General features: G+C 64.8%; 24 protein-coding genes. 19 read left to right on the forward strand and 5 right to left on the reverse strand.

The genetic code is table 11. The annotated features are described in order from the left end of the window. The first annotated feature begins 38 nt into the window (after positions 1–38). From P0D73_RS12600 to P0D73_RS12655, 12 genes are all read left to right on the forward strand, one after another. Entirely contained in the window at positions 39–989 is a 951-nt protein-coding gene (locus P0D73_RS12600) for a CheR family methyltransferase (protein WP_132376584.1), read from the forward strand. Beyond that, the gene (gene cheD / locus P0D73_RS12605) at positions 986–1,822 is read left to right on the forward strand and encodes a chemoreceptor glutamine deamidase CheD (protein ID WP_408431532.1); all 837 of its coding nucleotides are present in this window, start codon (positions 986–988) and stop codon (positions 1,820–1,822) included. Before P0D73_RS12600 ends, cheD begins: the two co-directional genes overlap by 4 nt. A 5-nt stretch (positions 1,823–1,827) precedes the next feature. Continuing rightward, a complete protein-coding gene (locus P0D73_RS12610) occupies positions 1,828–2,916 on the forward strand; it encodes a protein-glutamate methylesterase/protein-glutamine glutaminase (protein ID WP_165923885.1) in 1,089 nt (362 codons plus the stop codon). Between the two features lie 75 nt (positions 2,917–2,991). Then, the gene (gene cheY, locus P0D73_RS12615) at positions 2,992–3,387 is read left to right on the forward strand and encodes a chemotaxis response regulator CheY (protein ID WP_095417937.1); all 396 of its coding nucleotides are present in this window, start codon (positions 2,992–2,994) and stop codon (positions 3,385–3,387) included. A gap of 1 nt (position 3,388) precedes the next feature. Then, entirely contained in the window at positions 3,389–4,099 is a 711-nt protein-coding gene (cheZ, locus tag P0D73_RS12620) for a protein phosphatase CheZ (protein WP_408176414.1), read from the forward strand. Positions 4,100–4,388: 289 nt separating this feature from the next. Further along, a complete protein-coding gene (locus tag P0D73_RS12625) occupies positions 4,389–4,934 on the forward strand; it encodes a DUF2844 domain-containing protein (RefSeq protein ID WP_408176416.1) in 546 nt (181 codons plus the stop codon). 15 nt (positions 4,935–4,949) lie between these two features. After that, the gene (locus P0D73_RS12630) at positions 4,950–6,239 is read left to right on the forward strand and encodes a DUF3443 domain-containing protein (RefSeq protein ID WP_408285594.1); all 1,290 of its coding nucleotides are present in this window, start codon (positions 4,950–4,952) and stop codon (positions 6,237–6,239) included. Positions 6,240–6,595: 356 nt separating this feature from the next. Next, the gene (gene flhB / locus P0D73_RS12635; RefSeq protein WP_132376589.1) at positions 6,596–7,819 is read left to right on the forward strand and encodes a flagellar biosynthesis protein FlhB; all 1,224 of its coding nucleotides are present in this window, start codon (positions 6,596–6,598) and stop codon (positions 7,817–7,819) included. Beyond that, complete coding sequence (flhA, locus tag P0D73_RS12640) at positions 7,816–9,918, forward strand: flagellar biosynthesis protein FlhA (RefSeq protein WP_132376590.1); 2,103 nt, start codon at positions 7,816–7,818, stop codon at positions 9,916–9,918. Before flhB ends, flhA begins: the two co-directional genes overlap by 4 nt. Before the next feature lie 328 nt (positions 9,919–10,246). After that, positions 10,247–12,220, forward strand: coding sequence for a flagellar biosynthesis GTPase FlhF (flhF, locus tag P0D73_RS12645; protein ID WP_408285596.1), 1,974 nt, complete (start codon positions 10,247–10,249; stop codon positions 12,218–12,220). Next, positions 12,213–13,082 (forward strand): nucleotide-binding protein, encoded by an 870-nt coding sequence (locus P0D73_RS12650; protein WP_132376592.1) that lies wholly within the window; start codon positions 12,213–12,215, stop codon positions 13,080–13,082. Before flhF ends, P0D73_RS12650 begins: the two co-directional genes overlap by 8 nt. Before the next feature lie 27 nt (positions 13,083–13,109). Then, positions 13,110–13,844: an RNA polymerase sigma factor FliA gene (locus P0D73_RS12655; protein ID WP_132376593.1), complete on the forward strand. Its 735-nt coding sequence runs from the start codon at positions 13,110–13,112 to the stop codon at positions 13,842–13,844. A gap of 60 nt (positions 13,845–13,904) precedes the next feature. Here P0D73_RS12655 and P0D73_RS12660 read toward each other — a convergent pair whose 3' ends face one another. The 5 genes from P0D73_RS12660 to flgA all read right to left on the reverse strand — a co-directional run bounded on the left by P0D73_RS12660 (position 13,905) and on the right by flgA (position 17,410). Beyond that, positions 13,905–14,315, reverse strand: coding sequence for a type II toxin-antitoxin system HicB family antitoxin (locus P0D73_RS12660; protein WP_132376594.1), 411 nt, complete (start codon positions 14,313–14,315; stop codon positions 13,905–13,907). Further along, on the reverse strand, positions 14,312–14,494 hold the full coding sequence (locus P0D73_RS12665; RefSeq protein ID WP_132376595.1) for a type II toxin-antitoxin system HicA family toxin: 183 nt from the start codon (positions 14,492–14,494) through the stop codon (positions 14,312–14,314). Before P0D73_RS12665 ends, P0D73_RS12660 begins: the two co-directional genes overlap by 4 nt. A gap of 311 nt (positions 14,495–14,805) precedes the next feature. After that, complete coding sequence (locus tag P0D73_RS12670) at positions 14,806–15,252, reverse strand: flagella synthesis protein FlgN (protein ID WP_408176423.1); 447 nt, start codon at positions 15,250–15,252, stop codon at positions 14,806–14,808. A 94-nt stretch (positions 15,253–15,346) separates the two neighbouring features. Further along, positions 15,347–15,700 (reverse strand): flagellar biosynthesis anti-sigma factor FlgM, encoded by a 354-nt coding sequence (flgM, locus tag P0D73_RS12675; protein WP_132376597.1) that lies wholly within the window; start codon positions 15,698–15,700, stop codon positions 15,347–15,349. A 201-nt stretch (positions 15,701–15,901) separates the two neighbouring features. Beyond that, positions 15,902–17,410: a flagellar basal body P-ring formation chaperone FlgA gene (flgA, locus tag P0D73_RS12680; protein WP_408431534.1), complete on the reverse strand. Its 1,509-nt coding sequence runs from the start codon at positions 17,408–17,410 to the stop codon at positions 15,902–15,904. A 217-nt stretch (positions 17,411–17,627) separates the two neighbouring features. On the opposite strand from flgA, the gene flgB reads away from it, so the two are divergent. From flgB to flgH, 7 genes are all read left to right on the forward strand, one after another. Then, the gene (gene flgB, locus P0D73_RS12685; RefSeq protein ID WP_408207192.1) at positions 17,628–18,122 is read left to right on the forward strand and encodes a flagellar basal body rod protein FlgB; all 495 of its coding nucleotides are present in this window, start codon (positions 17,628–17,630) and stop codon (positions 18,120–18,122) included. Between the two features lie 93 nt (positions 18,123–18,215). Then, positions 18,216–18,641, forward strand: a complete 426-nt coding sequence (gene flgC / locus P0D73_RS12690) for a flagellar basal body rod protein FlgC (protein ID WP_012434707.1) — start codon at positions 18,216–18,218, stop codon at positions 18,639–18,641. Positions 18,642–18,651: 10 nt separating this feature from the next. Then, entirely contained in the window at positions 18,652–19,365 is a 714-nt protein-coding gene (locus tag P0D73_RS12695) for a flagellar hook assembly protein FlgD (protein WP_132376600.1), read from the forward strand. 43 nt (positions 19,366–19,408) lie between these two features. Then, complete coding sequence (locus P0D73_RS12700) at positions 19,409–20,920, forward strand: flagellar hook protein FlgE (protein ID WP_132376601.1); 1,512 nt, start codon at positions 19,409–19,411, stop codon at positions 20,918–20,920. Between the two features lie 20 nt (positions 20,921–20,940). Continuing rightward, positions 20,941–21,699, forward strand: coding sequence for a flagellar basal-body rod protein FlgF (gene flgF / locus P0D73_RS12705; protein ID WP_408252571.1), 759 nt, complete (start codon positions 20,941–20,943; stop codon positions 21,697–21,699). A gap of 84 nt (positions 21,700–21,783) precedes the next feature. Continuing rightward, positions 21,784–22,572 carry a flagellar basal-body rod protein FlgG gene (flgG, locus tag P0D73_RS12710; RefSeq protein ID WP_012434703.1) on the forward strand — a complete coding sequence of 263 codons (789 nt, stop codon included), beginning with the start codon at positions 21,784–21,786 and terminating at the stop codon, positions 22,570–22,572. Between the two features lie 37 nt (positions 22,573–22,609). Further along, the gene (gene flgH, locus P0D73_RS12715) at positions 22,610–23,308 is read left to right on the forward strand and encodes a flagellar basal body L-ring protein FlgH (protein WP_132376603.1); all 699 of its coding nucleotides are present in this window, start codon (positions 22,610–22,612) and stop codon (positions 23,306–23,308) included.

Below are 23,308 nucleotides of genomic sequence, written 5' to 3' on the forward strand. Positions count from 1 at the left end.
GGAAAGCGGGATGGCTCGTATCGCAGGCAGGAACTTTCATGATGGCAACGCGCGCACAGCAACGTCCCGTTGGGGCAGAGCCGGTTAGATCCGGTGAGCAGGCACGGGACTTCGAATTCACGTCGGCGGACTTCGCTCGCATTCGCGAACTGATTCACCGCAGCGCGGGCATTTCGCTGTCGGATCACAAGCGCGACATGGCGTACAGTCGTCTGGCGCGCCGTCTGCGTGCCCGCGGGCTCGACACCTTCAAGCAGTATCTCGATCTGCTCGAAGCGGAAAACGATCCGGCCGAGTGGGAAGCCTTCACCAATGCGCTGACCACCAACCTGACGGCGTTTTTTCGCGAGGCGCATCACTTTCCGATCCTCGCCGAATTCGTGCCGCGCCGTCCGCAGCCGGTTTCGGTATGGTGCTCGGCGGCTTCGACCGGTGAAGAGCCGTACTCGATTGCGATGACGCTGATCGAAGCGCTCGGCGACAGCGGCGCGCGCCAGGCCTCGGTGCTCGCCACCGACATCGACACCCAGGTGCTGGCCAAGGCCGAAGCCGGCACGTACCAGTTCGATCAGGTGAAGCATCTCTCGCCTGAGCGGCTGAAACGCTTCTTCCTGAAGGGCACCGGCGCGCATGCCGGCATGGTCAAGGTGCGCCCGGAAGTGCGCGCGCTGGTGCGCTTCGAGCAACTGAACCTCACCGATCGCGATTACCAGTTGCGCTCGCAGTTCGACGCGATCTTCTGCCGCAACGTGATGATCTATTTCGACAAGCCGACGCAAGCGCAAGTGCTCGCGCGCTTCGAGCCGCTGATGAAGTCGGGCGGCCTGCTGTTCGCCGGCCACTCGGAGAACTTCACGTACGTCACGCAGGCGTTCAAGCTGCGCGGCCAGACCGTCTACGAGCTGACGCGTGACGCGACCGGCGTGCGCACGCCGGCGCGCGCGACGGCAACGGCGGCGCATCACACGACGAACGGGGTGACCGTATGAGCAGCGCCCTGCCTATCGCCACCAATCTGTATTTCGACAACCACTTCCAGCGCCCCGGCGTGAAGTTGTTGCCGAACGAGTTTTACACCACGCACGAAGACATGGTGCTGGTCACCGTGTTGGGCTCGTGCGTCGCGGCCTGCATCCAGGACCGCACGGCCGGTATCGGCGGCATGAATCACTTCATGTTGCCCGACGACGGCGCGGACGTCGCGCAGGCCGCATCGGATTCGATGCGCTACGGCGCCTACGCGATGGAAGTACTAATCAACGAGTTGATCAAGGCCGGCGGCCGGCGCGAGCGCTTCGAAGCCAAGGTGTTCGGCGGCGGCGCGGTGCTCGCCGGCATGACGACGATGAACATCGGCGACCGCAACTCGGAGTTCGTGCGCCGCTATCTGGCGCTGGAAAAGATCCGCATCGTCGCCGAGGACTTGCAGGGCTCGCATCCGCGCAAGGTGGCGTTCATGCCGCGCACGGGCCAGGTGATGGTGAAGAAGTTGCGCCTGCAGCAGGAAGCGGGCGTGGCCGAGCGCGAACAGGCGCTGATGCGGCAAAGCGCCGAAGCGCGCGCCGAGCGGCTCGCCGCCGCGCGCAAGCGGGTGGAACTGTTCTCGACGCCGGCCGCGTCGAGAGCCAAGGTCGAACTGTTTTCGACGCCCGCCGCCGCCCGCTCGAAGATCGAGCTGTTCGGCTCGTCTGCCGGCGGAGCAGCGGGAACAGCGGCTACCGCAGCGGGCAGTCCGGGCGCAGCGAAGCCGCGCATCGAACTGTTCGGCGCAGGCCCGCGCCCGCTTAATTCAAACAACGCCAGAACTACAGAGGAGGCGTGAGCGCTGTGCAAAAGATCAAAGTACTGTGCGTCGACGATTCGGCGCTGATCCGCAGCCTGATGACGGAAATCATCAATGGCCAGCCGGATATGACGGTGGTGGCGACCGCACCCGACCCGCTGGTCGCGCGCGAACTGATCAAGCAGCACAATCCGGACGTGCTGACGCTCGACGTCGAAATGCCGCGCATGGATGGCCTCGACTTCCTCGAGAAGCTGATGCGTCTGCGGCCGATGCCGGTCGTGATGGTCTCGTCGCTGACCGAGCGCGGCAATGAAATCACGCTGCGCGCGCTGGAACTCGGCGCGGTCGACTTCGTCACCAAGCCGAAGGTCGGCATTCGCGACGGCATGCTCGATTACTCGGAAAAGCTCGCCGACAAGATTCGCGCGGCCGCTCGCGCACGCGTGCGCCAGGCCGCGCCTGCGCAGCACGCGGCGGCGCAGGCCGCGCAGGCGCCGGTCGGCGCCGCGCCGCTCTTCAACAATCCGCTGCTCAGTACCGAGAAGCTGATCATCGTCGGCGCGTCGACAGGCGGCACGGAAGCGATCCGCGAAGTGCTGGTGCCGTTGCCGCCGGACGCACCCGCGGTGCTAATCGCGCAGCATATGCCGCCGGGCTTCACAAAATCTTTTGCACAACGCCTCAATGGTTTGTGCCGGATTACCGTTAAAGAGGCAGAGCACGGCGAACGCGTGCTGCCCGGACATGCGTATATCGCGCCCGGCCACGCTCATCTGTTGCTTGCCCGTAGTGGCGCGAACTATATTGCTCACCTGTCGGACGAGCCGCCGGTGAACCGGCATCGTCCGTCGGTGGACGTGCTGTTCCGTTCGGCCGCGCAGCATGCGGGCAAGAACGCGGTCGGCGTGATTCTGACCGGGATGGGGCGCGACGGCGCCGCCGGACTGCTGGACATGAAAAAAGCAGGGGCGTACACCCTTGCGCAGGACGAAGCGAGCTGTATCGTGTTCGGCATGCCGCGTGAAGCGATTGCGCTCGGCGCGGCGGACGAGATCGCAGCGTTGCCGGAAATGAGCCGGCGCGTGATGGCGCGTCTCTCGGCAATGGGCGACCGCGTTCAACGGGTATGATGCGCGCCGGTAGGATTTGAGGCGTTAGTTTGAGGCGGACAGGCGCCGCACCATGGATCAAGCAAAGGGAATGAAATGGATAAGGGAATGAAGATTCTGGTTGTTGACGACTTTCCGACGATGCGCCGGATCGTTCGCAACCTTCTCAAAGAGCTCGGCTACTCGAACGTCGACGAGGCGGAAGACGGTCAGGCCGGTCTCGCGCGTTTGCGCGGGGGTACGTATGACTTCGTGATCTCCGACTGGAACATGCCGAACCTCGACGGTCTGGCCATGCTCAAGGAAATTCGCGCCGACGCCAACCTCACGCACCTGCCGGTGCTGATGGTGACGGCTGAATCGAAGAAGGAAAACATCATCGCGGCGGCGCAGGCCGGCGCGAGCGGTTATGTCGTCAAGCCGTTCACGGCCGCGACGCTCGACGAGAAGCTCAACAAGATTCTCGAGAAGATGGCCAAGACCGGGAGCTGATGTGAATCTGCCGACCAACGCGCAAGGCGCCGACGCGGTCAACGAGAGCGGCGACTTCGCGTCCGACCGCATCCTCGCCCGCATTGGACAACTGACGCGCACGCTGCGCGACTCGATGCGCGAGCTCGGGCTCGACAAGCATGTCGAGCGTGCGGCCGAAGCCGTGCCCGATGCCCGCGACCGTCTGAAATACATCGCGAATATGACGGAGCAGGCCGCCGAGCGCGTCCTGTCCGCAATCGACGTCGCCAAGCCGATCCAGGAGCAGCTGCGCAAAGACGCGGGCGAACTCGACGCGCGTTGGGAGCAGTGGTATGCGGCGCCGATCGAGCGCGAGGAAGTGCGCGCGCTGATGAACGACACGCGGACCTTCCTGCGCGGTGTGCCCGACGCGACCAGCGCGACCAACTCGCAGCTGATGGAGATCATGCTGGCGCAGGACTTCCAGGATCTGACCGGCCAGGTCATCAAAAAGATCACGGATGTCGTGTACCTGATCGAGCAGCAGTTGCTCGGCGTGCTGGTCGAGAACATCGCGCTCGAACGGCGCGAGCAGTTCGCGGCGAACGCGGCGGCGCTGGCGGCCGAAGTCTCGCCGACCGGCAGCCCCGAACATCTGCTGAACGGTCCGCAGATCAATCCGGAAGGCAAAACGGATGTGGTGCAGGACCAGTCGCAAGTCGACGATCTGCTGGCAAGCCTCGGCTTCTGACCTGCCGGGGTCATAGCACGTCGCGGCGGCCCGCCAAGGGCGCGCCAGATCGAACCAGTACGCATAGCAAGCCGCGCGCCCGCGCCGGCTTGCTGTCTACCGACACAAACCACAGGCATACTACGAGCTCAAGCAGCGGCACGGCGCTCCGGTGACGACACACACCGGTCGGTAGCACGATGGGGAAAAACCCTCCGCAGTGCAACCGCAGCGGTGCCGTATGATCTGCATACATGCAGCCGGTTTGCACGACGTGCGAATCGAGCAGCAGCTCGGGAGGAGCCTCGTCATGTGGAGTCGTGTACGCCGCGCCGGGATCGTTACGGCGCTTGCCTTACCATGTTCGCTCATCGCCGTGCAGTCCGCTCATGCGGGACTGGGCGGCGCCCCCATGACGCCGCCCACGGGCTCGTCAGTCTCAACTCGTACCATTCAGCCCGGCAGCAGCGCCGCCAATGCGGCGCAGGGCGTGATGCGTTCAGCATCGAACGCCGCGTCTTCCACTTCCACTTCCGCGTCCTACACCGTGCGTGAGACGGCGCTCGGCAACGGCACCGTGGTCCGCGAATATCTCGCCGCGAACGGCTCCGTCTTCGGCATTGCATGGCGCGGCCCGCAAATGCCGGATCTGAACGATCTGCTCGGCAGCTATTTCCCGCAGTACGTGGCCGGCGTGAAGGCGGTGCGCGCGGCGCGCGGCGGCGGCCGCGGCCCTGTCTCGGTCGACCAGAGTGGCCTCGTGGTGCGCTCCGGGGGCCATATGGGCTCGTTCAACGGTCAGGCGTGGCTGCCTCCGGCGCTGCCCGCCGGCGTCAGCGGTTCAGACATCCAGTAATAGCGAGGACGAGACATGCGAACCAAGCATATTGCTGTGAAGCTCAAGGGCTGGATGCAGGCCGTCGCGGCCTTGGCGTTGGTGTCGGCGCTCGTCGCATGCGGCGGCGGTGGCGATTCCAATAACAATTCGTCGAACGCGCTGAACGGCGGCTCGCTGCCGCCGAGCCCGACCCAGCAGCCAATCGCCGCGAACGCGGCGAACACCGTGCCCATCACGGTCGGCCGGGGCGTGACCGGCATCGTCAATATCCCGACGGTCAGCGTGACGGTTTGCGCGCCCGGCTCGACCTCGAATTGTCAGACTATTAACAATATCCAGGTCGATACGGGTTCGTACGGACTGCGCGTGGTCAGTTCGGCTTTCAACGGCTCGCTGCTCAGTGCGTTGCCGGTCAGCACCGTCGGCGGCGCGCAGCTTGCCGAGTGCGCGACGTTCGCGGATGGCTTCACGTGGGGCACGGTGCGCACCGCGACCATCGCGATCGGCGGCGAGAGAACGACGGCGGCGATTCCGATGCAGATCATCGGCGACAAGGACTCGAGCACGGTGCCCACGAGCAGTTGCGGCAACGGCTCGGACGAAAACACCGCCAGCGATCTCGGCGCGAACGGCATTCTCGGCATTGGCACGTCGCCGACCGATTGCGGTGTGACCTGCGTGGATGCCGGGACGGCGGCCAACTTCAGCAATTACTTCGCCTGTCCGAACGGCGCGTCTTGCGCCCGCACGGCGGTGCCGCTCGCGCAGCAGGTGGCCAATCCGGTCCCGTTCTTCCCGGTCGACAAGAACGGCGTGATCGTGCAGATGCCGCCGGTGTCGAATACCGGCGCGCCGTCGGCAACCGGCACACTGGTGTTCGGTGTCGGCACGCAGTCGAACAATGCGCTCACCGGGGTCCAGCTCTTTACCACCGACGCTTTCGGCGACCTGGACAACAGCGTGTTCAACGGTACGACGGTGCAGGCCTTCCTCGATTCGGGCTCGAACGCCTACTTCTTCGGCGATAGCTCCCTCGCGCAGTGCGGCAGCAATTTCGCGGGCTTTTACTGCCCGTCGTCGGCGCAAACGCGGACGCTGACGCTGGTCGGGCTGAACAACACGCAGGCGAGCGCCAGCATCGGCATCCTGAGTGCGTCGACGCTGTTCGGCAACGGCAGCAACTACGCGTTCAACGACCTGGCAGGGCAGATCGGCGGCAACAGCAGCTTCGATCTGGGCTTGCCGTTCTTCTACGGCCGCCACGTGTACTACGGCATCGATCAAACCGCGAACGGCGGTCAGGCGCCTTTCGTGGCGTTCTGATCGAAGCGCCGCACTGAAGGCTGAGGCGGGACCGACGCTCGCGCGAGACCCGCGCGAGCGTCCGGTCCGGCCGCGAGCGGTGGCTTTGCGCGGATCGATCACTGATCGGCCGCGAAAACCTGCCCGCGCCGGCGCGCTTACACTGAGCACGCCGCGCCATCCCGGCACGCTCGCGTCGACCACACTGTCTCGTCGCGGCGCGGCCAGCAAGCCCGACCGGCCGGCTTCCCGGCTGTTCCATCCCTCGAAATACCCCCCTTTCTCCGCCCTTATCCGCCGATCGGTGCTTGCGTCGAGCGGGAATAATCGCTCTCACTGGAAAGAGGCGCCGTGCCTCAGCCGACTGGAGAGCTTTTGTGGCAGAGGATAGCGACCTCGAAAAAACCGAATCAGCCACTCCCCGGCGCCTGCAGAAGGCGCGCGAGGAAGGGCAGATCGTGCGTTCGCGGGAGCTGTCCACGTTTGCCCTGCTGGCGGCGGGCTTCTTCGGCGTGTGGGGGATGTCCGGCAGCATCGGCGAACATTTGCAGAGCATGCTGCGCGCGGCCTTCACGTTCGATCACGCCAGCGCGTTCGAAACCCGCCGCATGATGATCGGCGCGGGCGTGGCGAGCCGCGAAGGGCTCTACGCGCTGTTGCCGATTCTCGGTTTCACCGGCGCGGCCGCCTTGTTCGCACCCATGGCGCTGGGCGGCTGGCAGTTGTCGGCGAAAGGCCTCGAACCGAAGTTCAACCGCCTCAATCCGATCGCCGGCCTCGGCAAGATATTTTCGATCAACGGACCGATCCAGCTCGGCATGTCGCTCGCGAAGACGCTGGTGGTGGGCGTGATCGGCGGCACCGCGGTCTGGAATCGCCGCGAGGAGATTCTCGCGCTGGCCACCCAGCCGCTGCATCTCGCGCTTGCCAACACCGTGCATCTGATCGCCGTGTGCTGCGGCATGACGGTGGCGGGCATGTTCGTCGTCGCCGCGATGGATGTGCCGTATCAACTGTGGCAATTCCACAAGAAGCTGCGCATGACGAAGGAAGAAGTGAAGCGCGAACACCGCGAAAGCGAAGGCGATCCGCACGTCAAAGGCCGGATTCGCCAGCAGCAGCGCGCGATTGCCCGTCGCCGCATGATGACCAACGTGCCGAAGGCCGACGTGGTGGTGACCAACCCGACGCACTTCGCCGTGGCGCTGCAATACACCGACGGCGAGATGCGCGCGCCGAAGGTGGTCGCCAAGGGCGTGAACCTCGTGGCGGCGCGGATTCGCGAAATCGCCGCCGAAAACAACGTGCCGTTGCTGGAAGCGCCGCCGCTCGCGCGGGCGCTGTATCACAACGTCGAACTGAACCGCGAGATTCCGGGCCCGCTGTATGGCGCGGTCGCCGAAGTGCTCGCGTGGGTGTACCAGTTGCGGCGCTTCAAGACCGAAGGCGGCGACGTGCCGCTCGCACCGACCGAACTCGACGTGCCCGCGGAACTCGACAAGGGCGGCGTGTCGGACGATGAAGCCGAGCAGGAAGCCGCCGACACGCTCAACCCCGCTGTTAACCCAGATAACGACGACGCTTCAGGAGCCTCCGCATGAACGCTCGCGCCGGTTTCCTCGCTCGACGGCCGGATGCCTTGAGCAGCACCAATTTACGCGCCCTCGCCGGGCCGGTGCTGATCTGCATGATCCTCGGCATGATGATTTTGCCGTTGCCGCCGTTCCTGCTGGATCTGCTGTTCACCTTCAACATCGCGCTGTCCGTGATGGTGCTGCTCGTCAGCATGTACACGATGAAGCCGCTCGACTTCGCCGCGTTCCCGAGCGTGCTGCTGTTCTCGACCTTGCTGCGCCTCTCGCTGAACGTGGCGTCCACGCGGGTCGTGCTGCTCGAAGGCCACACCGGTCCCGACGCGGCCGGCCAGGTGATCGAGTCGTTCGGCCACTTCCTCGTGGGCGGCAACTTCGCGGTCGGTATCGTCGTCTTCATCATTTTGATGGTGATCAACTTCATGGTGATCACCAAGGGCGCGGGGCGGATCGCGGAAGTGTCCGCGCGCTTCACGCTCGATGCGATGCCCGGCAAGCAGATGGCGATCGACGCCGACCTGAACGCCGGCCTCATCAACGAAGAACAGGCCAGGAAGCGCCGCGCCGAAGTCTCGCAGGAAGCCGAGTTCTACGGCTCGATGGACGGCGCGAGCAAGTTCGTGCGCGGCGATGCGATCGCCGGTTTGCTGATCATGGTGATCAACATCGTCGGCGGCTTGATCGTCGGGATGGTCCAGCACGGCATGGACTTCGCGTCCGCGGGCAAGAACTACACGCTGCTGACGATCGGTGACGGCCTCGTCGCGCAGATTCCGTCGCTGGTGATTTCGACGGCGGCCGGCGTGATCGTCTCGCGCGTGGCGACCAACGAGGACATCGGCACGCAGCTTACCGGCCAGTTGTTCACGAATCCGCGCGTGCTGGTGATCACCGGCTGCATTCTCGTGCTGATGGGCCTGATTCCGGGCATGCCGCACTTCGCGTTTCTGATTCTCGGCGGCGGTCTGATCCAGCTTGGCCGCACGATGAAAAAGCGCGCCGACGATCGCAAGAACACCACGGCACTCGTCGATGTCGCGCCGGCCGCGATGGCGCCGGTCGAAAACACCGAAGCGAGCTGGGACGACGTGACGATGATCGACACGCTCGGCCTTGAAGTCGGCTACCGGCTGATCCCGCTCGTTGACAAGAACTCGGACGGCGAACTGCTCAAGCGGATCAAGAGCATCCGCAAGAAGTTCGCGCAGGAAATCGGCTTTCTGCCGCCGGTCATTCATATCCGCGACAACCTTGAGTTGCGGCCGAACGGCTATCGCATCGCGCTCAAGGGCGTCGAAGTGGGTGTCGGTGAAGCGTATCCGGGCCAGTGGCTGGCGATCAATCCAGGCCAGGTCTCCGCCGCGCTGCCGGGCACGCCGACGCAGGATCCCGCCTTCGGCTTGCCGGCCATCTGGATCGATACGAACCTGCGCGAACAGGCGCAGGTGTACGGCTACACGGTGGTCGATTCGAGCACCGTGGTGGCGACGCACCTGAATCACCTCGTGGTCACGCACGCGTCGGAACTGCTCGGCCGCCGGGAAGTGCAGGCGCTGCTCGAGCGGATGCAGAAGGACACACCGTCGCTGGTCGACGATCTGGTGCCGAAGTCGCTGCCGCTCACCACGCTGCAAAAGGTGCTGCAAAACCTGCTGGAAGAAGGCGTGCCGATCCGCGACATGCGCACGATCCTCGAAGCGCTCTCCGAACACACGCCGAAGATCACCGACGCGCACGATCTCACCGCCGCCGTGCGCCTCGCGCTGGGTCGCGCGATCACGCAGCAGTGGTTCCCGGGCATTGGCGACATGCAGGTGATGGGCCTCGATTCGAATCTTGAGCGTGTGCTCTCGCAGGCGCTCTCGACCGGCTCCAATCCGGGTCTCGAGCCAGGCCTCGCGCACACGCTGCTGAACGAAACCCAGAAGGCGATGACGCGTCAGCAGAACCTCGGGCTCGCGCCCGTGCTGCTCGTGCAGCACGCGTTGCGGCCGATGCTCGCGCGTTTCCTGCGCCGCAGCCTGCCGCAGTTGAAGGTGCTGTCGTATGCGGAAGTGCCCGACACGCGCAATATCAAGGTGGTGAATCTGATCGGCGCGCACGGCTGACGCGGGCAGCTCACCGTGGCCTGCTTCCGGCCGATGTCTCTTGCCGGCGCTCATCGAGCGCCGGTTTTCATTTCGGCGCCTGACTTTTCATGCCGCGAGCGGACGGCGGAGTACATGCTGCGTCCGCGAAAGCGCCGCCGCGCGCGCGGGAAAGGCATGTTTAAAACCGCCGTGCGCATGACTTGCGGCGCGTTTCCATCGCCCGAATTGCCCACGTTTAACGGTCTTTATCCATCGATCGTGACTCGACGGGTTTCGCAATAATGATCTCAATGGGAAGCGGTATGTTGCCGGTCCGTTAGTCCGTTTACCTCATCGGGGGTCCAGCTTGAACATTCGTAAATTTGTCGGTGCTACCAGTCGTGATGCGCTGCGTCTCGTGCGCGAAGCGTTGGGCGCGGATGCCGTCGTACTGTCCAATCGCACGATGGACGACGGCAGCGTCGAGATCGTCGCACTGGCCGACAGCGACCTCGCCGCCATCACGCCGAAGGTTCCGCGCGCAGGCGCCGGCGCAACGCAGGCTGGATCGATGAATGTCATGGCTGGACAACCGGCGCTCGCCGCACCGCGCGCCATGCCGGCAACATCGGCGATGCAGGCGAATCCGTATGCGAGCGGCATGCCCGATGTGTTCTCGTCGGTGTTCGGCGCAAGCCCGGAAGCGGGCGCGGAGAATGCGGGCAACAGCTCGGTCCACGCCAATTCCAGCCACGCCGATGAAGACGCGAGCGACGCACCGGCCGCCATCATGAAGCCGGCCGCGAACGCGCCGAAGGCCGCATTGGCGGGCACGCCCAAAGCGTTGCCGGCCGCGCCGGTGAAGGCAGCGGCACCGGTCAAGCCAGCAGCGGCGTTGCCGTCGCAACCGATCGCCCTCGAACAACCGAGCGCCCGCGCCGCGGCGTCGCGTCTCACCGAAGACATCCGCGCCGATCTGCTCAAAGCGGCCGGCGTACCGGCTGCGCCGAGCGCGCCGAGCTCCAACGCGCAAACGCCGCGCACCATGGCCGAATCGAATCCATGGTTGATCGACCACGCGCGCCGCATCGCCGCCGAACAGCAGCCGCAAGGCGCATACAGCGCGCGCCCCGCGGCGATGACGCCGGCCGCTGCGATGGCCAAGGGCCTCGGCGCCGCCGTCGAGCCGGGCAAGACCCCCGCGCCGCAAGCCGTCGACACGCCCGACTGGGCGCGCGAAGGCGCGCAAGCCGCCGCGCGCCGCGCCGCGCAGAAAAACGCACCCGCGCCGTCCTCGAGCGATGACGCCCGCACGCCCGCTTCGGTCGCCGAAGCGATCAAGGCGCGCATGGAGCAGGTCGTCAACGACACCGTGATGAGCGAACTGTCGTCGATGCGCGGGATGATGGAAGAACACTTCGCCGGCTTGCTGTGGGGCGAACGCCAGCGCCGCAATCCAGTGCGCGCCTCGCTCACCAAGCATCTGTTCGCCGCCGGTTTCTCCGCGCAGCTCGTGCAGATGATGGTCGACAACCTGCCGGACGACGTCGAGAACATGGAAGGCGGCATGGACTGGGTCCGCTCGGTGCTCGATTCGAACCTGCCGGTGATGGAAGACGAAGACGCGCTGATGGAGCGCGGCGGTGTGTTCGCGCTAATGGGCCCGACGGGCGTCGGCAAGACGACGACCACCGCCAAGCTTGCCGCGCGCTGCGTGATGCGCTTCGGCGCCAGCAAGGTCGCGTTGCTCACCACCGACAGCTACCGGATCGGCGGCCACGAACAACTGCGCATCTTCGGCAAGATTCTCGGCGTCTCGGTGCACGCAGTGAAGGACGGTGCCGACTTGCAACTCGCGCTCTCCGAACTGCGCAACAAGCACATCGTGCTGATCGACACGATCGGCATGAGCCAGCGCGACCGCCTCGTCTCCGACCAGATCGCAATGCTGTGCCACGCTGGTCAGCCGGTGCAGCGCCTGTTGCTGCTCAACGCAACGAGCCACGGCGACACGCTCAACGAAGTCGTGCAGGCCTATCAGCGCGCGCCGGATCAACAGCCGCTCGCCGGCTGCATTCTGACCAAGCTCGACGAAGCCACCAATCTAGGCGGCGTGCTCGATACGGTGATCCGCTACAAGCTGCCGGTGCACTACGTGTCGACCGGTCAGAAGGTGCCGGAGAACCTGTACGTCGCGACGAGGAAATTCCTGATCAAGAGCGCCTTCTGCATACCGCGCGACAACTCGCCATTCGTGCCACACGACGACGACATTCCGGCTTTGCTGTCCGCTTTGTCCGCGCGTTCCACGTCCGAGTTGCACGAGGTCCGCTTTGGATAAGCTCATCTCCGATCAGGCAGAAGGATTGCGGCGGATGTTGGCTCGCAGCGGCTCGCGCGTGATTGCGGTGACGAGCGGCTCGGCCGGTGTCGGCTCGACGACGACGGTGGTGAACCTCGCCGCCGCGTTGGCGCAGCAAGGTAAAGACGTGCTGGTAATCGACGAATGCCTCGGCGAGAAGTCGGTGAGCGCGATGCTCGGCGGCGTGCGCGGCGCAGGCAATTTCGCCGCCGTGATGCGTGGCGAGATGACGCTCGACGACGCCGCCGCGCGGCACGCGCTCGGCTTCTCGGTGCTGGCCGCCTCGCGTCCTAACCGGGAAGGCCATACGGCTGCGGAGTTCGGTGTGGTGTTGCGAGGCTCCGCCGATGTCGTGCTGATCGACGCGCAACTCGATCCGCAAGGCCACCTGTCGGCGCTCGCGATGCAGGCGCACGACGTAATGATCGTCACGCGCATGGCCGCGCAGGCGATCACCGACGCGTACGCATGCATGAAGCGCCTGCACTACGGGCACGCCATCGCGCAGTTCCGCGTGCTGGTGAACCACGTGCAGAGCGTGAACGACGCGCATACCGCGTTTGCAAACCTGGCCGGCGTGGCCGGGCGCTACCTGACGGTGGCGCTGGAAGACGCCGGTTGTATTGCCGCCGATGGGCGGATGGCGCGAGCCCTGGAGTTGTCGCGTTGTGTCGTCGATGCGTTTCCATCGACACCGGCTGCGCGCGACTTCCGGCACCTCGCGGCCGAATTGCAGTACTGGCCGATGCGGCCAGCGATGTCGTCGCAAACGCCGTGGATGGCGCCTGCGACAGTTACAGCGGCGCAACACGCCGACCAACCGTCTGCGCAGCACGCCTAGAGGCGGCACAAGGACAAGGGGAGCACGATGTACAACGCTCAGGGAAAGATTTCCCAAGCCGAAGTTCTGACGAAGTACGCACCGCTCGTGCGTCGCCTCGGCTTGCAGCTCGTCGCCAAGATGCCGGCGAGCGTCGATCTCGACGATCTGATCCAGGCCGGCATGATCGGACTGCTGGACGCGGCAAGCCGCTACAAGGAAGACCAGGGCGCGCAGTTCGAGACTTACGCCAGCCAGCGGATTCGCGGCGCGATGCTCGACGAGTTGCGCAGCAACGACTGGTTGCCGCGCAGCTTGCGGCGCACCTCGCGTGAAGTGGAAACGGCGGTGCACAAGGTGGAGCAGAACCTGGGCCGCTCGGCGAGCGAAACGGAGATTGCCGAGCACCTGCAAATGCCGCTCGACGAGTATCAGTCGATGCTGCAGGATCTGCACGGCAGCCAGCTGATCTACTACGAAGACTTCGACCGTTCGGCGGACGACGAGCCGTTCCTCGACCGCTACTGTGTCGATCACTCGGACCCGCTGTCGGCGCTGCTCGACGACAGCCTGCGCTCGGCACTGGTGGAGGCGATCGACCGCCTGCCGGATCGCGAGAAGCTGCTGATGTCGCTGTACTACGAACGCGGCATGAACCTGCGCGAAATTGGCGCGGTGATGGAAGTCAGCGAATCACGGGTGTGCCAGTTGCACAGCCAGGCCGTGGCCCGTTTGCGCACGCGCTTGCGCGAGATGGCCTGGGCGAACGCCGAGGCGACCTGAAGTTCGAGTACTCGATGGTATGAATGAGCAGGGAGCGGAGCGTCGCGCATCCGCTTTTCCTCATGCCTCGGCCATTTCATGTTCCGCGGCCAGTGCCAGAAAGGCCGAGCGCGACATGCCACGCGCCTGGGCATAAGTGTCGATCTCCTGGACCAGCGCTTCGGGCAGCGAGATATTGATACGTACCGCCTTCTTCAAGGCGGGAATATTCCGGGTGGCGACAAGTCCCCACGTGAAATCCGCATAGTCGGGATTGCGCCGATGCTCTTGCAGCGTTCGTCGCGCGGGAATCGGCAAGCCCTCGTCGAGCAGCAGGTCCAGATGTGCCTCGATAGCCTCCTTGGCGTTCGCGTAGGCTTCCTCCAGCGTGTCGCCTGCCGCATAACAGCCCGGAATGTCGGGCACGATGACGCCGAACGCGTGATCCGCGCTACCCGGTTCAATCGCGATAGGGAAAGTCAGGTTTTTCATTTCAGGCCCGCCTGTTTCAGGATGCTGTTCAATGTGCCGGGCGGAAGGTCTTTCTTCGGATGCGGGATGGTCACGAGACCGGATCTTGCCGCGTGACGAAAATGATGGTGGCTGCCCGATATGCGGACCAGCTGCCAACCCGCCGCTTGAATGAGTTTCACGACCTCGGCACTTTTCATACTGCACTCCTCGAATCATACACACCATTACACAATCTCGCTAGTGCTTAGCACTCCGTTGATGCACGTCCGGATAGCTTTGAAAAAGCCCGGGACGACGGAGCGACTCAGTAAGGGGGAAGCCGTGATTTCAACGCGGGTGGCGATTCCGCGCCACCTGGCCGGATGGCTAACGTGTGTGGGAAGGAGGGCGGCGTGATCGATACGGAATGCTTGAAAAGCAAAAAGGGCTCGTCAAAAGACGAGCCCTTTTCAATACAGCTGTTTCAGCCAGACCCGCGCGTCAGGCCATGCGGGTCCAACGACAATCTCTACACGGTGGGACGCGCCGGAATCCGGCCATCTGGACCATAAAAACCGACCTTCTGCGGCACGGCCACCTGCAGCGCCGTGAGTGCCCGCTGGTTGTAGTCCATGCGCACGCGGATCAGTTCACCGTTGCTGGTATTGCAGCGCCGCGCGCGTTCGGCGGCTTTCTGCAGCAGCGACCATTGCTCGGCGATGCGTGGGTCGGTACTGGCCGCGAGCTCCATGCCGGGCCAGCCGGCCGGAAAGCCCAGCTCGGCGAGCAGCCCGTCACGCGTGGCTTCGAGCTTGGCGAGCTCGCCGATCAGTTCGGTTTTCTTCTCGACGATCGGCGGCAGCAATTCCAGCGGCGACAAGGCAGTCAGCGCCTTGGTCTCGAGCGTCAGAATCGAGGCAAATGCCTCGACGGCCGAATATTCTTCGATGAGGGTGGCAAGCAGGGCGTCTTTCATCTCAACAACTCGCTGAACACGACGGCTCGCGAATGCTCCGCGAGCCGGGTTTGTCGAACGCCGCCCGGCACTTCACCGTACTTCGATGCGTCGATCAGTTGCCGGCCGACGAGGTTTTGCTTTGCAACAGTTCGCGTGCGGTGTTCAGCACGCCGTCGGCGATCTTGCCGGAATCGATCTTCAGCGAGCCGTCCTTGATGGCTTGCTTGATCGACTCGACGTGCGCCGTGTCGATATCGGCCGAGCCGGACGCCGCGAGGCTGCGCAGATGCTGCGACAGACCCGACAGGCTGACGCTGGCGTCGCCCGAACCGCTGGTGGTGGTCTGCGAGGCCGTGCCCGCATTCTGCGCGTTGCTGTTCGCGGTCGTCGCGTCGCTTTGTTGCGAACGGGACAGGGCGTCTTTCAACGTCGGCAGATTCGAATTGGTTGTGGAATCGACTTTCACGATTGGCTTCCTGAACGATTTGATCCTTATAACGGCTACCGCTGATCAAAACTTTAGCGCAATCGATCAAGGCGTTACCTTTCCTTACATCTCCGGCCGGCCCCTTGGCTGGCCTGCTTCCGGCGCAGCCCGCCGCAGCGCTCGCGGCCGCAAGAACGGGCGTGGCGCCGGAGTTCGTCATGGCGTGCTCGCCGTAGCGGCTCACAGCTGAATCTCCACGGTCGCGCCGTCTTTCACGATGCCGGAAATGATCTGGCCGTTCGCCGTCTTGACCCTCACCTGCTGGCCCGGCGACGCATTGTTCATCGCGCTGCCTTCCGCCGAAATCGCGAAACCATCGCCGGCCGCCACGACGCGCACAGTCTGCCCAATCGATACCGCCGACGCGCTTTTCAGCATGTCGCGGCGCAGCGGCATGCCGCCGGCGACGCGCGTGAGCGTGACCGAGCCGACCGCTTGCGACGGATCTGTGACAATGGCCTGGGGCAAGCCGGTCAGGTCGCCGTCGCGCGCAACGAGGTCGGCGGCGGTGAGCACTTCGCCCGGCGCCATGGCGCGCGCGGCCAGATAGTAGGTGGCGTGCAGCGAGATGCGCGCCTGCAGATAAATGGTCCACGGGCGCTCGCCCGCGCAGCGCACGCCGACGGTCATGCGGCCCCACAGGCGCGCGCCGCTCGGCATGAACGGTTCGAGCATCGTGCAGTCTGCGAGGCCGCGCGGAAACGCCGGCGCCACGGTGATGTCGACCTTGCCGGGCAAACCGGCGGACTGCTGCTGCAGGAACGCGAGCGCGGCGCTGCGGATCGCTTCCGGATCTTGCTGGCCGGGCAGCGGCGCAGCTGGCGCGAGCGTCGCGGGGCGAAGATTCTGTTGCGCGACGGCGGGAGCGACTTGCCGCACCGTCGGTGTGCGAGCGATAGCAGCCGGAGCGGGCGCGGCCGTCGCAGCCGGCGCGACAGCGGCACGGGTCGCGACCGGCTTGCCATTCGCGCCCAACTGCGGCGGCTCTCCGCGTGAAGCGAGGCTATCGAATCCTGCCGCCGCGGAGGCCCCAGCGGCTGCGTTGAGCGGCGCATTGGCGGCCACCGGCTGAACGCCCGCGGCTTGCCGTGCGCCATTCGCCTGCGGCGCAGGCGTCACCACGACCGGAACCGCCTGACGCGAACCCGGCACGACGTTGACTCTGGCGACACCGTCCACGGCATTGCCACTGCCCGGCGCAGGAATCGTCACGACACCGCTGGCGTCGGGCTTGAAGCTGGTGCGAATCATTTGCGGCGCGGCCGGCGGTTCGCCCGCGCCCGGAATGACGATCGAGCCGCTCGCATTGGCGGCGCGCGTGAATGAATCGGCGTCGCGAGTCGTGGAATTCGGCGTCAGCGACTGCGCGGTGGCGGCGGCCAAGGTCGCGGCGGAGCCCGTGCGTTTTGCAGGCGCGGCTTGCATGTGCTCGGCCAGATCCGCGAGCGCAGCCGGATTCTTTTCTCCCGGACCCGGAATCACGATCGGGCCGCCGGCTTCCTGAGCCTGCGCGTTGACCGGCAGCAGCACGATGCCGCCGGCGACCCACACCGTCAGGCTCACCACGAGGCGAATCAGGAGACGCGAGGCCGTGCGCGCGGCACGCCGCCCGACGCCAGCGCCCGCACCCACGCGATGCGCCGCCGCGCAATTCGCGCGGTGCGTCGGATCGAAGGCGGGCTGGTCCATCGTGTTTCTCCATCGAATGCATCGGTACGCCTTGCATTCTAGTGAGCGCCCCCATTGCGCAAACGTTGAATAGAAGCCCCCTTTCCCGGTTATTCGTCCGATTGCCGCTTGCGTTCGGCCCATAAGATGCACCTCATGCAAAAAGGTCTTCCCGCCTGGTGCAGTCCTCACGCGAGGCATGCACGGGAAGCCTCGGGAACGTTCTCCGGAGATTCTTATGCTGGACAAACTCGATGCCGAATTCGCCTTTGGCCGTGAAGCGCTCGATGTACGCGCCTATCGGCAGGAGCTGCTGTCGTCGAATATCGCCAACGCCGATACCCCCGGGTACAAGGCGCGCGACGTCGACTTCGCCTCGTCGCTCGCCGGCGCGCTGAAGAAGAGCGGCGGCGCTACTGGAACCGCCGCGTCGAACAACGCGACGCTGGCGATGACGCAGCCCGCGGGTGTGACGAGCGGCATGTCGATGGTGTCGACCGCGCCGGGCCACATGGCCGGCAAGTCGACGCTGACGCCGACCGGCGGCACGTCCGACGACTACGGCAACCTGCAATACCGCGTGCCGACGCAACCCGCGCTCGACGGCAACACGGTCGACATCGATACCGAGCGGGTGCAGTTCGCGGACAACACGTTGCACTTCGAATCGGGCATGACGGTGCTATCCGGCCAGATCAAAACGATGCTGTCGGCAATCCAGTCGGGCTCGTAAGAAGCCACGGCGACAGACTCAGCAGTACGCAAGAACAATCGCTACGGGATTAACACTTGAGCCGGTTCGAACCGGCAGGAGAAGTCAGGAAACATGCCATCCCTGATGAACATTTTTGGTGTTGCAGGCTCCGCGATGTCGGCGCAGTCGCAGCGGCTCAACGTGACGGCGTCGAATCTCGCCAACGCGGACAGCACGACCGGCCCGGACGGCCAGCCGTACAAGGCCAAGCAGGTCGTGTTCGCGGTCAGCCCGCTCGGCGGCGCGCGCACGGCTTCCGGCCAGCAGGTTGGCGGCGTGCAGGTCACCGGCGTGGTCGACGACCCGACGCCGATGAAGACCGCCTACGACCCCGGCAATCCGGCCGCGAATTCGGACGGCTACGTCACGTTGCCGAACGTCGATCCGGTGCAGGAGATGGTCAACATGATCTCGGCCTCGCGCTCATATCAGGCCAACGTCGAGACCCTGAACACCGCCAAGACACTGATGCTGAAAACGCTCACGATCGGAACCTGAGGAGAGCTCCTTGACCACCAACACCACCATTGGCGGCAGCGGCACGACTGTGTCGCAAACGCTGCTCGACACGATGAACGGCACGAACAGTGCCTCGAGTTCGACGGGCAGCACGTCCGGCACCTCGGCGACCGATCTGCAGAACACCTTCCTGCAACTGCTCGTCGCGCAGTTGAAGAACCAGGACCCGACCAATCCGATGGACAGCTCGCAGATGACCTCGCAGCTGGCGCAGATCAACACGGTCTCGGGCATCAGCCAGTTGAACACCACGCTCAGCTCGCTCGCCACGCAGATGTCGGCGGGCCAGCAGTCGCAAGCCGCGTTGCTGATCGGCTCGACCGTGCTCGCCCCGGGCAGCTCGGTGGCGGTCGCGAGCGGCAAGGCCGCCGCGTTCGGCGTGCAGCTCGCCAACTCGGTGGGCGATCTGCAGGTCGTCGTGAAGAACTCGGCAGGTCAGATCGTCAACACGATCGACCTCGGCAAGCAGTCGGCCGGCACGATTCCGGTGGGCTGGACGCCCACCGACACGGCCGGCAATGCACTGCCGGACGGCACCTACACGATCAGCGCGGTCGGCACGATCAACGGTCAACAGGCCACGGCCACCACGCTCACGGGCTCCACGGTGCAAAGCGTCGTCATGCAGCCCAACGGTACGCCGGGCCTCGTGCTGTCGAACGGCTCGACGGTCGGCTTGACCAGCGTCGCCGCCATCCTCTGATTCAGATTCTGTCAGTTACGACTTTCCAGATACGGAGACCGTCATGGGTTACCAACAAGGTTTGAGTGGTTTGTCAGCATCGTCGAGCGACCTCGACGTGATCGGCAACAACATTGCCAACGCGAATACGGTTGGCTTCAAGAGCGGCGCTGCGCAATTCGCCGACATGTACGCCAATTCCGTGGCGACCGCAGTGGGCAACCAGGTCGGCATCGGCACCAAACTCGCCGAAGTGCAGCAGCAGTTCTCGCAAGGCACGATCACCAGCACCAACCAGGCGCTCGACGTCGCGATCAACGGCAACGGCTTCTTCCAGTTGTCGAATAACGGCTCGCTGGTGTACTCGCGCAACGGCGTGTTCCAGCTCGACAAGAACGGCTTCATCACCAACGCGCAAGGCCTGCAGCTGATGGGCTATGCCGCGAACAGCTCGGGCATCATCAACACCGCGCAGACCGTGCCGCTCACCGTGCCGACCGCGAACATCGCGCCGCAAGCGACTACCAAGATCACCGCCGGCCTGAACCTGAACGCGCAGGATCCTTTGATGCTCGGCACGCCGGCCGTCACGCCGACGCTCGTCACAGGCAGCACGCTGACGACGCCGGGCGCGACCATCACGAACACCGCTTCGGGCACGAACAACGACAGCTACACCGTCAACTTCACGAGCCCGACGACCTACACGGTCACCGACACCACGCTCGGCACGACGTCCGCCGCCGCGACCTACACGGCGGGCACGGCGATCTCGCTCGGCAACGGCCAGACCATCACGTTCAACGGCGTGCCGGCGACCGGCGACAGCGTCGCGATCGCGCCGACCCCGGTGGCGTTCAACCAGAACAGCTCGTCGACGTACAACTACTCGACCAGCACGACGGTCTACGACACGCTCGGCGGCTCGCAGACGGTCAACATGTACTTCGCCAAGACGTCGGCCGGTACGTGGAACGTGTACGCCGGCACCTCGACGGGCACGGCGCAACTGGTCGGCCACGCGAACTTCAACTCGTCGGGCACGCTGCTCGGCACGACGGACGCGTCGGGTGTCGCCACCACCACGCCGTTTGCCTACAACTTCTCGATCCCGACTACCGACGGTTCGTCGACGCCGCAGAAGCTGACGCTGAACATCGCCGGCACGACGCAGTTCGGCGGCAAGGACGGCGTGAACTCGCTGCAGCCCGACGGCTTTGCCGCGGGCACGCTGACGAGCTTCACGATCGGCGCCGACGGCACGCTGACCGGCAACTATTCGAACCAGCAAACCGCGGCTCTCGGCCAGATCGTGCTGGCGAACTTCTCGAACCAGAACGGTCTCGTGAACCTTGGCAACAACGAGTTCCAGCAAACCTCGGCTTCGGGCGTCGCGCAGATTTCGGCGCCGGGCTCGACCAACCACGGCGTGCTGCAAGGCGGCGCGGTGGAAAACTCCAACGTCGATCTGACGAGCGAACTGGTGAACCTGATCACCGCGCAACGCAACTATCAAGCGAACGCGCAGACGATCAAGACCCAGCAGACCGTCGACCAGACCCTGATCAACCTGTAAGCGACCGGGACTAACCCATCATGGATCGGCTGATCTACACCGCGATGTCGGGCAGTACGCAGGCGCTCGAACAGCAGGCAATCGTCGCGAACAACCTGGCCAACGCATCGACCACCGGTTTTCGCGCGCAACTGGCGACTTTCCGCGCCGTGCCGATGTCGTTCGGCGACGGCAGTTCGATCAACGACAACACCACGCGCACCTTCGTGCTGTCGTCGACGCCGGGTGCGGACTACACGCCCGGGCCGATCCAGCAGACGGGCAACCCGCTCGACGTGGCGATTCAGGGGCCGGGCTGGCTGGCGGTGCAAACCGCCGACGGCGGCGAGGCCTACACGCGCGCCGGCAATCTGCATGTCGACGAAAACGGCCAAATTGTGAACGCCACCAATCAGGTGGTGCTCGGCAACGGCGGCCCGGTGTCGGTGCCGCCGGGCGCGGAAATCACCATCGGCAAGGACGGCACGGTGTCCGCGCTGACGCCGGGCGATCCGCCGACGGCGGTGGTGACGGTCGATCAGTTGAAGCTGGTGAATCCGGATCCGCAAACCATGACGCGCGGCGACGACGGCCTCTTTCGCACCGCCGACGGCAATGCCGCCGACGCCGATCCGACTGTCACGCTCGCGCCGGCCTCGCTCGAAGGCAGCAACGTGAATCCGGTCAGCGCGATGGTCTCGATGATCACCAACGCGCGCCAGTTCCAGATGCAGACGAAGCTGCTGGAAAGCGCCGACAAGAACGACCAGTCCGCCAACCAGCTGCTCAGCTTTAGCTAACAGGCGCGTAGGCGCAGCAAACAAGTTGCATGAGATCGGAGCAGGCGCTAAAGCGCCAACACCGATCGACACCGGAGAAGAACCATGAATCGCTCACTCTACATCGCCGCGACCGGCATGAATGCGCAACAGGCGCAGATGGACGTGATCTCGAACAACCTCGCGAACGTCAGCACCAACGGCTTCAAGGGCTCGCGCGCGGTGTTCGAGGATCTGCTGTATCAGACCGTCCGCCAGCCGGGCGCGAACTCGACGCAGAACACCGAACTGCCGTCCGGCATCCAGCTCGGCACGGGCGTGCAGCAAGTTGCTACCGAACGTCTGTACACGCAGGGCAACCTGCAGCAGACCGGCAACTCGAAAGACGTCGCCATCAACGGTCAGGGCTTTTTCCAGGTGCAGATGCCCGACGGCACGACCGCCTATACCCGCGACGGTTCGTTCCAGACCAACGCGCAAGGCCAGCTCGTGACCTCGAGCGGCTACCAGGTGATCCCGGCGATCACGATCCCGAACAACGCGACCTCGCTCACCATCGGCAGCGACGGTGTGGTGTCGATCACCGTGGCCGGCTCGACCAACAGCCAGCAGCTCGGCTCGATGCAGATCGCGACTTTCATCAACCCGGCCGGTCTGGATGCGAAGGGTGAAAACCTGTTTGCGGAAACTGCTTCGTCGGGCGCGCCGAACGTCGCGCAGCCGGGCCTGAACGGCGCCGGCACGCTGAATCAGGGGTATGTGGAAGCATCGAACGTGAACGTGGTGCAGGAACTGGTGAACATGATCCAGACGCAACGCGCTTACGAAATCAACAGCAAGGCCGTGACGACCTCCGACCAGATGCTGCAGACCCTGAGCCAGATGCAGGTTTAAGGCTCGAGGGACTGGGAATTAACAGGCGGTAATGATGATGTCGCACTTCACTCGCAATCCGGTTCATTCGCGCACCGCTCAGGCGCTCGTGCAGCTCACGCTGCTCGCGGCCCTGGGTGGCTGCGGCCTCGTGCCGAAGCAGCCGATCACGCAGCAACCGATGACTGCGCTGCCACCGATGCCGCCGTCGGCGCAGTCGCCGGGCTCGATCTACAACCCGGGTTACGCGGGCCGTCCGCTGTTCGAAGACCAGCGACCGCGCAATGTCGGCGACATCCTGACGATCGTGATCCAGGAAAACGTCAACGCGACCAAGTCCTCGGGCGCGGGCGTCAACCGCAGCGGCAACACCAACTTCGACGTGCCGACCTCCGGCTTTCTCAGCGGCCTGTTCGGCAAGGTCAACCTGAGTGCGAACGGCGCCAACAAGTTCGCCGCGACGGGCGGCGCGAATGCGTCGAACACGTTCAGCGGCGTGATCACCGTCACGGTGACCGGCGTGCTGCCGAACGGCAACCTGATGGTCAGCGGCGAAAAGCAGATGCTGATCAACCAGGGCAATGAATTCGTGCGCTTTTCGGGCGTGGTGAATCCCAACACGATCTCCAACCTGAACGCCGTGTACTCGACCCAGGTGGCCGACGCGAAGATCGAATATTCCGCGAAGGGCTATATCGACGAATCCGAGAACATGGGCTTCCTGCAGCGCTTCTTCCTCAACGTGTCGCCGTGGTGA

Source organism: Paraburkholderia sp. RL18-101-BIB-B, assembly GCF_046026985.1.
GTDB lineage: Bacteria > Pseudomonadota > Gammaproteobacteria > Burkholderiales > Burkholderiaceae > Paraburkholderia.

What these genes read in the sequence shown, in the direction of transcription:
- P0D73_RS12600 (WP_132376584.1), top strand. Translation starts at nt 39, where the DNA reads ATGATGGCAACGCGCGCACAGCAACGTCCCGTTGGGGCAGAGCCGGTT.
- cheD (WP_408431532.1), top strand. Translation starts at nt 986, where the DNA reads ATGAGCAGCGCCCTGCCTATCGCCACCAATCTGTATTTCGACAACCAC.
- cheY (WP_095417937.1), top strand. Translation starts at nt 2,992, where the DNA reads ATGGATAAGGGAATGAAGATTCTGGTTGTTGACGACTTTCCGACGATG.
- P0D73_RS12625 (WP_408176416.1), top strand. Translation starts at nt 4,389, where the DNA reads ATGTGGAGTCGTGTACGCCGCGCCGGGATCGTTACGGCGCTTGCCTTA.
- P0D73_RS12630 (WP_408285594.1), top strand. Translation starts at nt 4,950, where the DNA reads ATGCGAACCAAGCATATTGCTGTGAAGCTCAAGGGCTGGATGCAGGCC.
- flhA (WP_132376590.1), top strand. Translation starts at nt 7,816, where the DNA reads ATGAACGCTCGCGCCGGTTTCCTCGCTCGACGGCCGGATGCCTTGAGC.
- P0D73_RS12655 (WP_132376593.1), top strand. Translation starts at nt 13,110, where the DNA reads ATGTACAACGCTCAGGGAAAGATTTCCCAAGCCGAAGTTCTGACGAAG.
- P0D73_RS12660 (WP_132376594.1), bottom strand. Translation starts at nt 14,315, where the DNA reads ATGAAAAACCTGACTTTCCCTATCGCGATTGAACCGGGTAGCGCGGAT.
- P0D73_RS12665 (WP_132376595.1), bottom strand. Translation starts at nt 14,494, where the DNA reads ATGAAAAGTGCCGAGGTCGTGAAACTCATTCAAGCGGCGGGTTGGCAG.
- P0D73_RS12670 (WP_408176423.1), bottom strand. Translation starts at nt 15,252, where the DNA reads ATGAAAGACGCCCTGCTTGCCACCCTCATCGAAGAATATTCGGCCGTC.
- flgA (WP_408431534.1), bottom strand. Translation starts at nt 17,410, where the DNA reads ATGGACCAGCCCGCCTTCGATCCGACGCACCGCGCGAATTGCGCGGCG.
- flgB (WP_408207192.1), top strand. Translation starts at nt 17,628, where the DNA reads ATGCTGGACAAACTCGATGCCGAATTCGCCTTTGGCCGTGAAGCGCTC.
- flgC (WP_012434707.1), top strand. Translation starts at nt 18,216, where the DNA reads ATGCCATCCCTGATGAACATTTTTGGTGTTGCAGGCTCCGCGATGTCG.
- P0D73_RS12700 (WP_132376601.1), top strand. Translation starts at nt 19,409, where the DNA reads ATGGGTTACCAACAAGGTTTGAGTGGTTTGTCAGCATCGTCGAGCGAC.
- flgF (WP_408252571.1), top strand. Translation starts at nt 20,941, where the DNA reads ATGGATCGGCTGATCTACACCGCGATGTCGGGCAGTACGCAGGCGCTC.
- flgG (WP_012434703.1), top strand. Translation starts at nt 21,784, where the DNA reads ATGAATCGCTCACTCTACATCGCCGCGACCGGCATGAATGCGCAACAG.
- flgH (WP_132376603.1), top strand. Translation starts at nt 22,610, where the DNA reads ATGTCGCACTTCACTCGCAATCCGGTTCATTCGCGCACCGCTCAGGCG.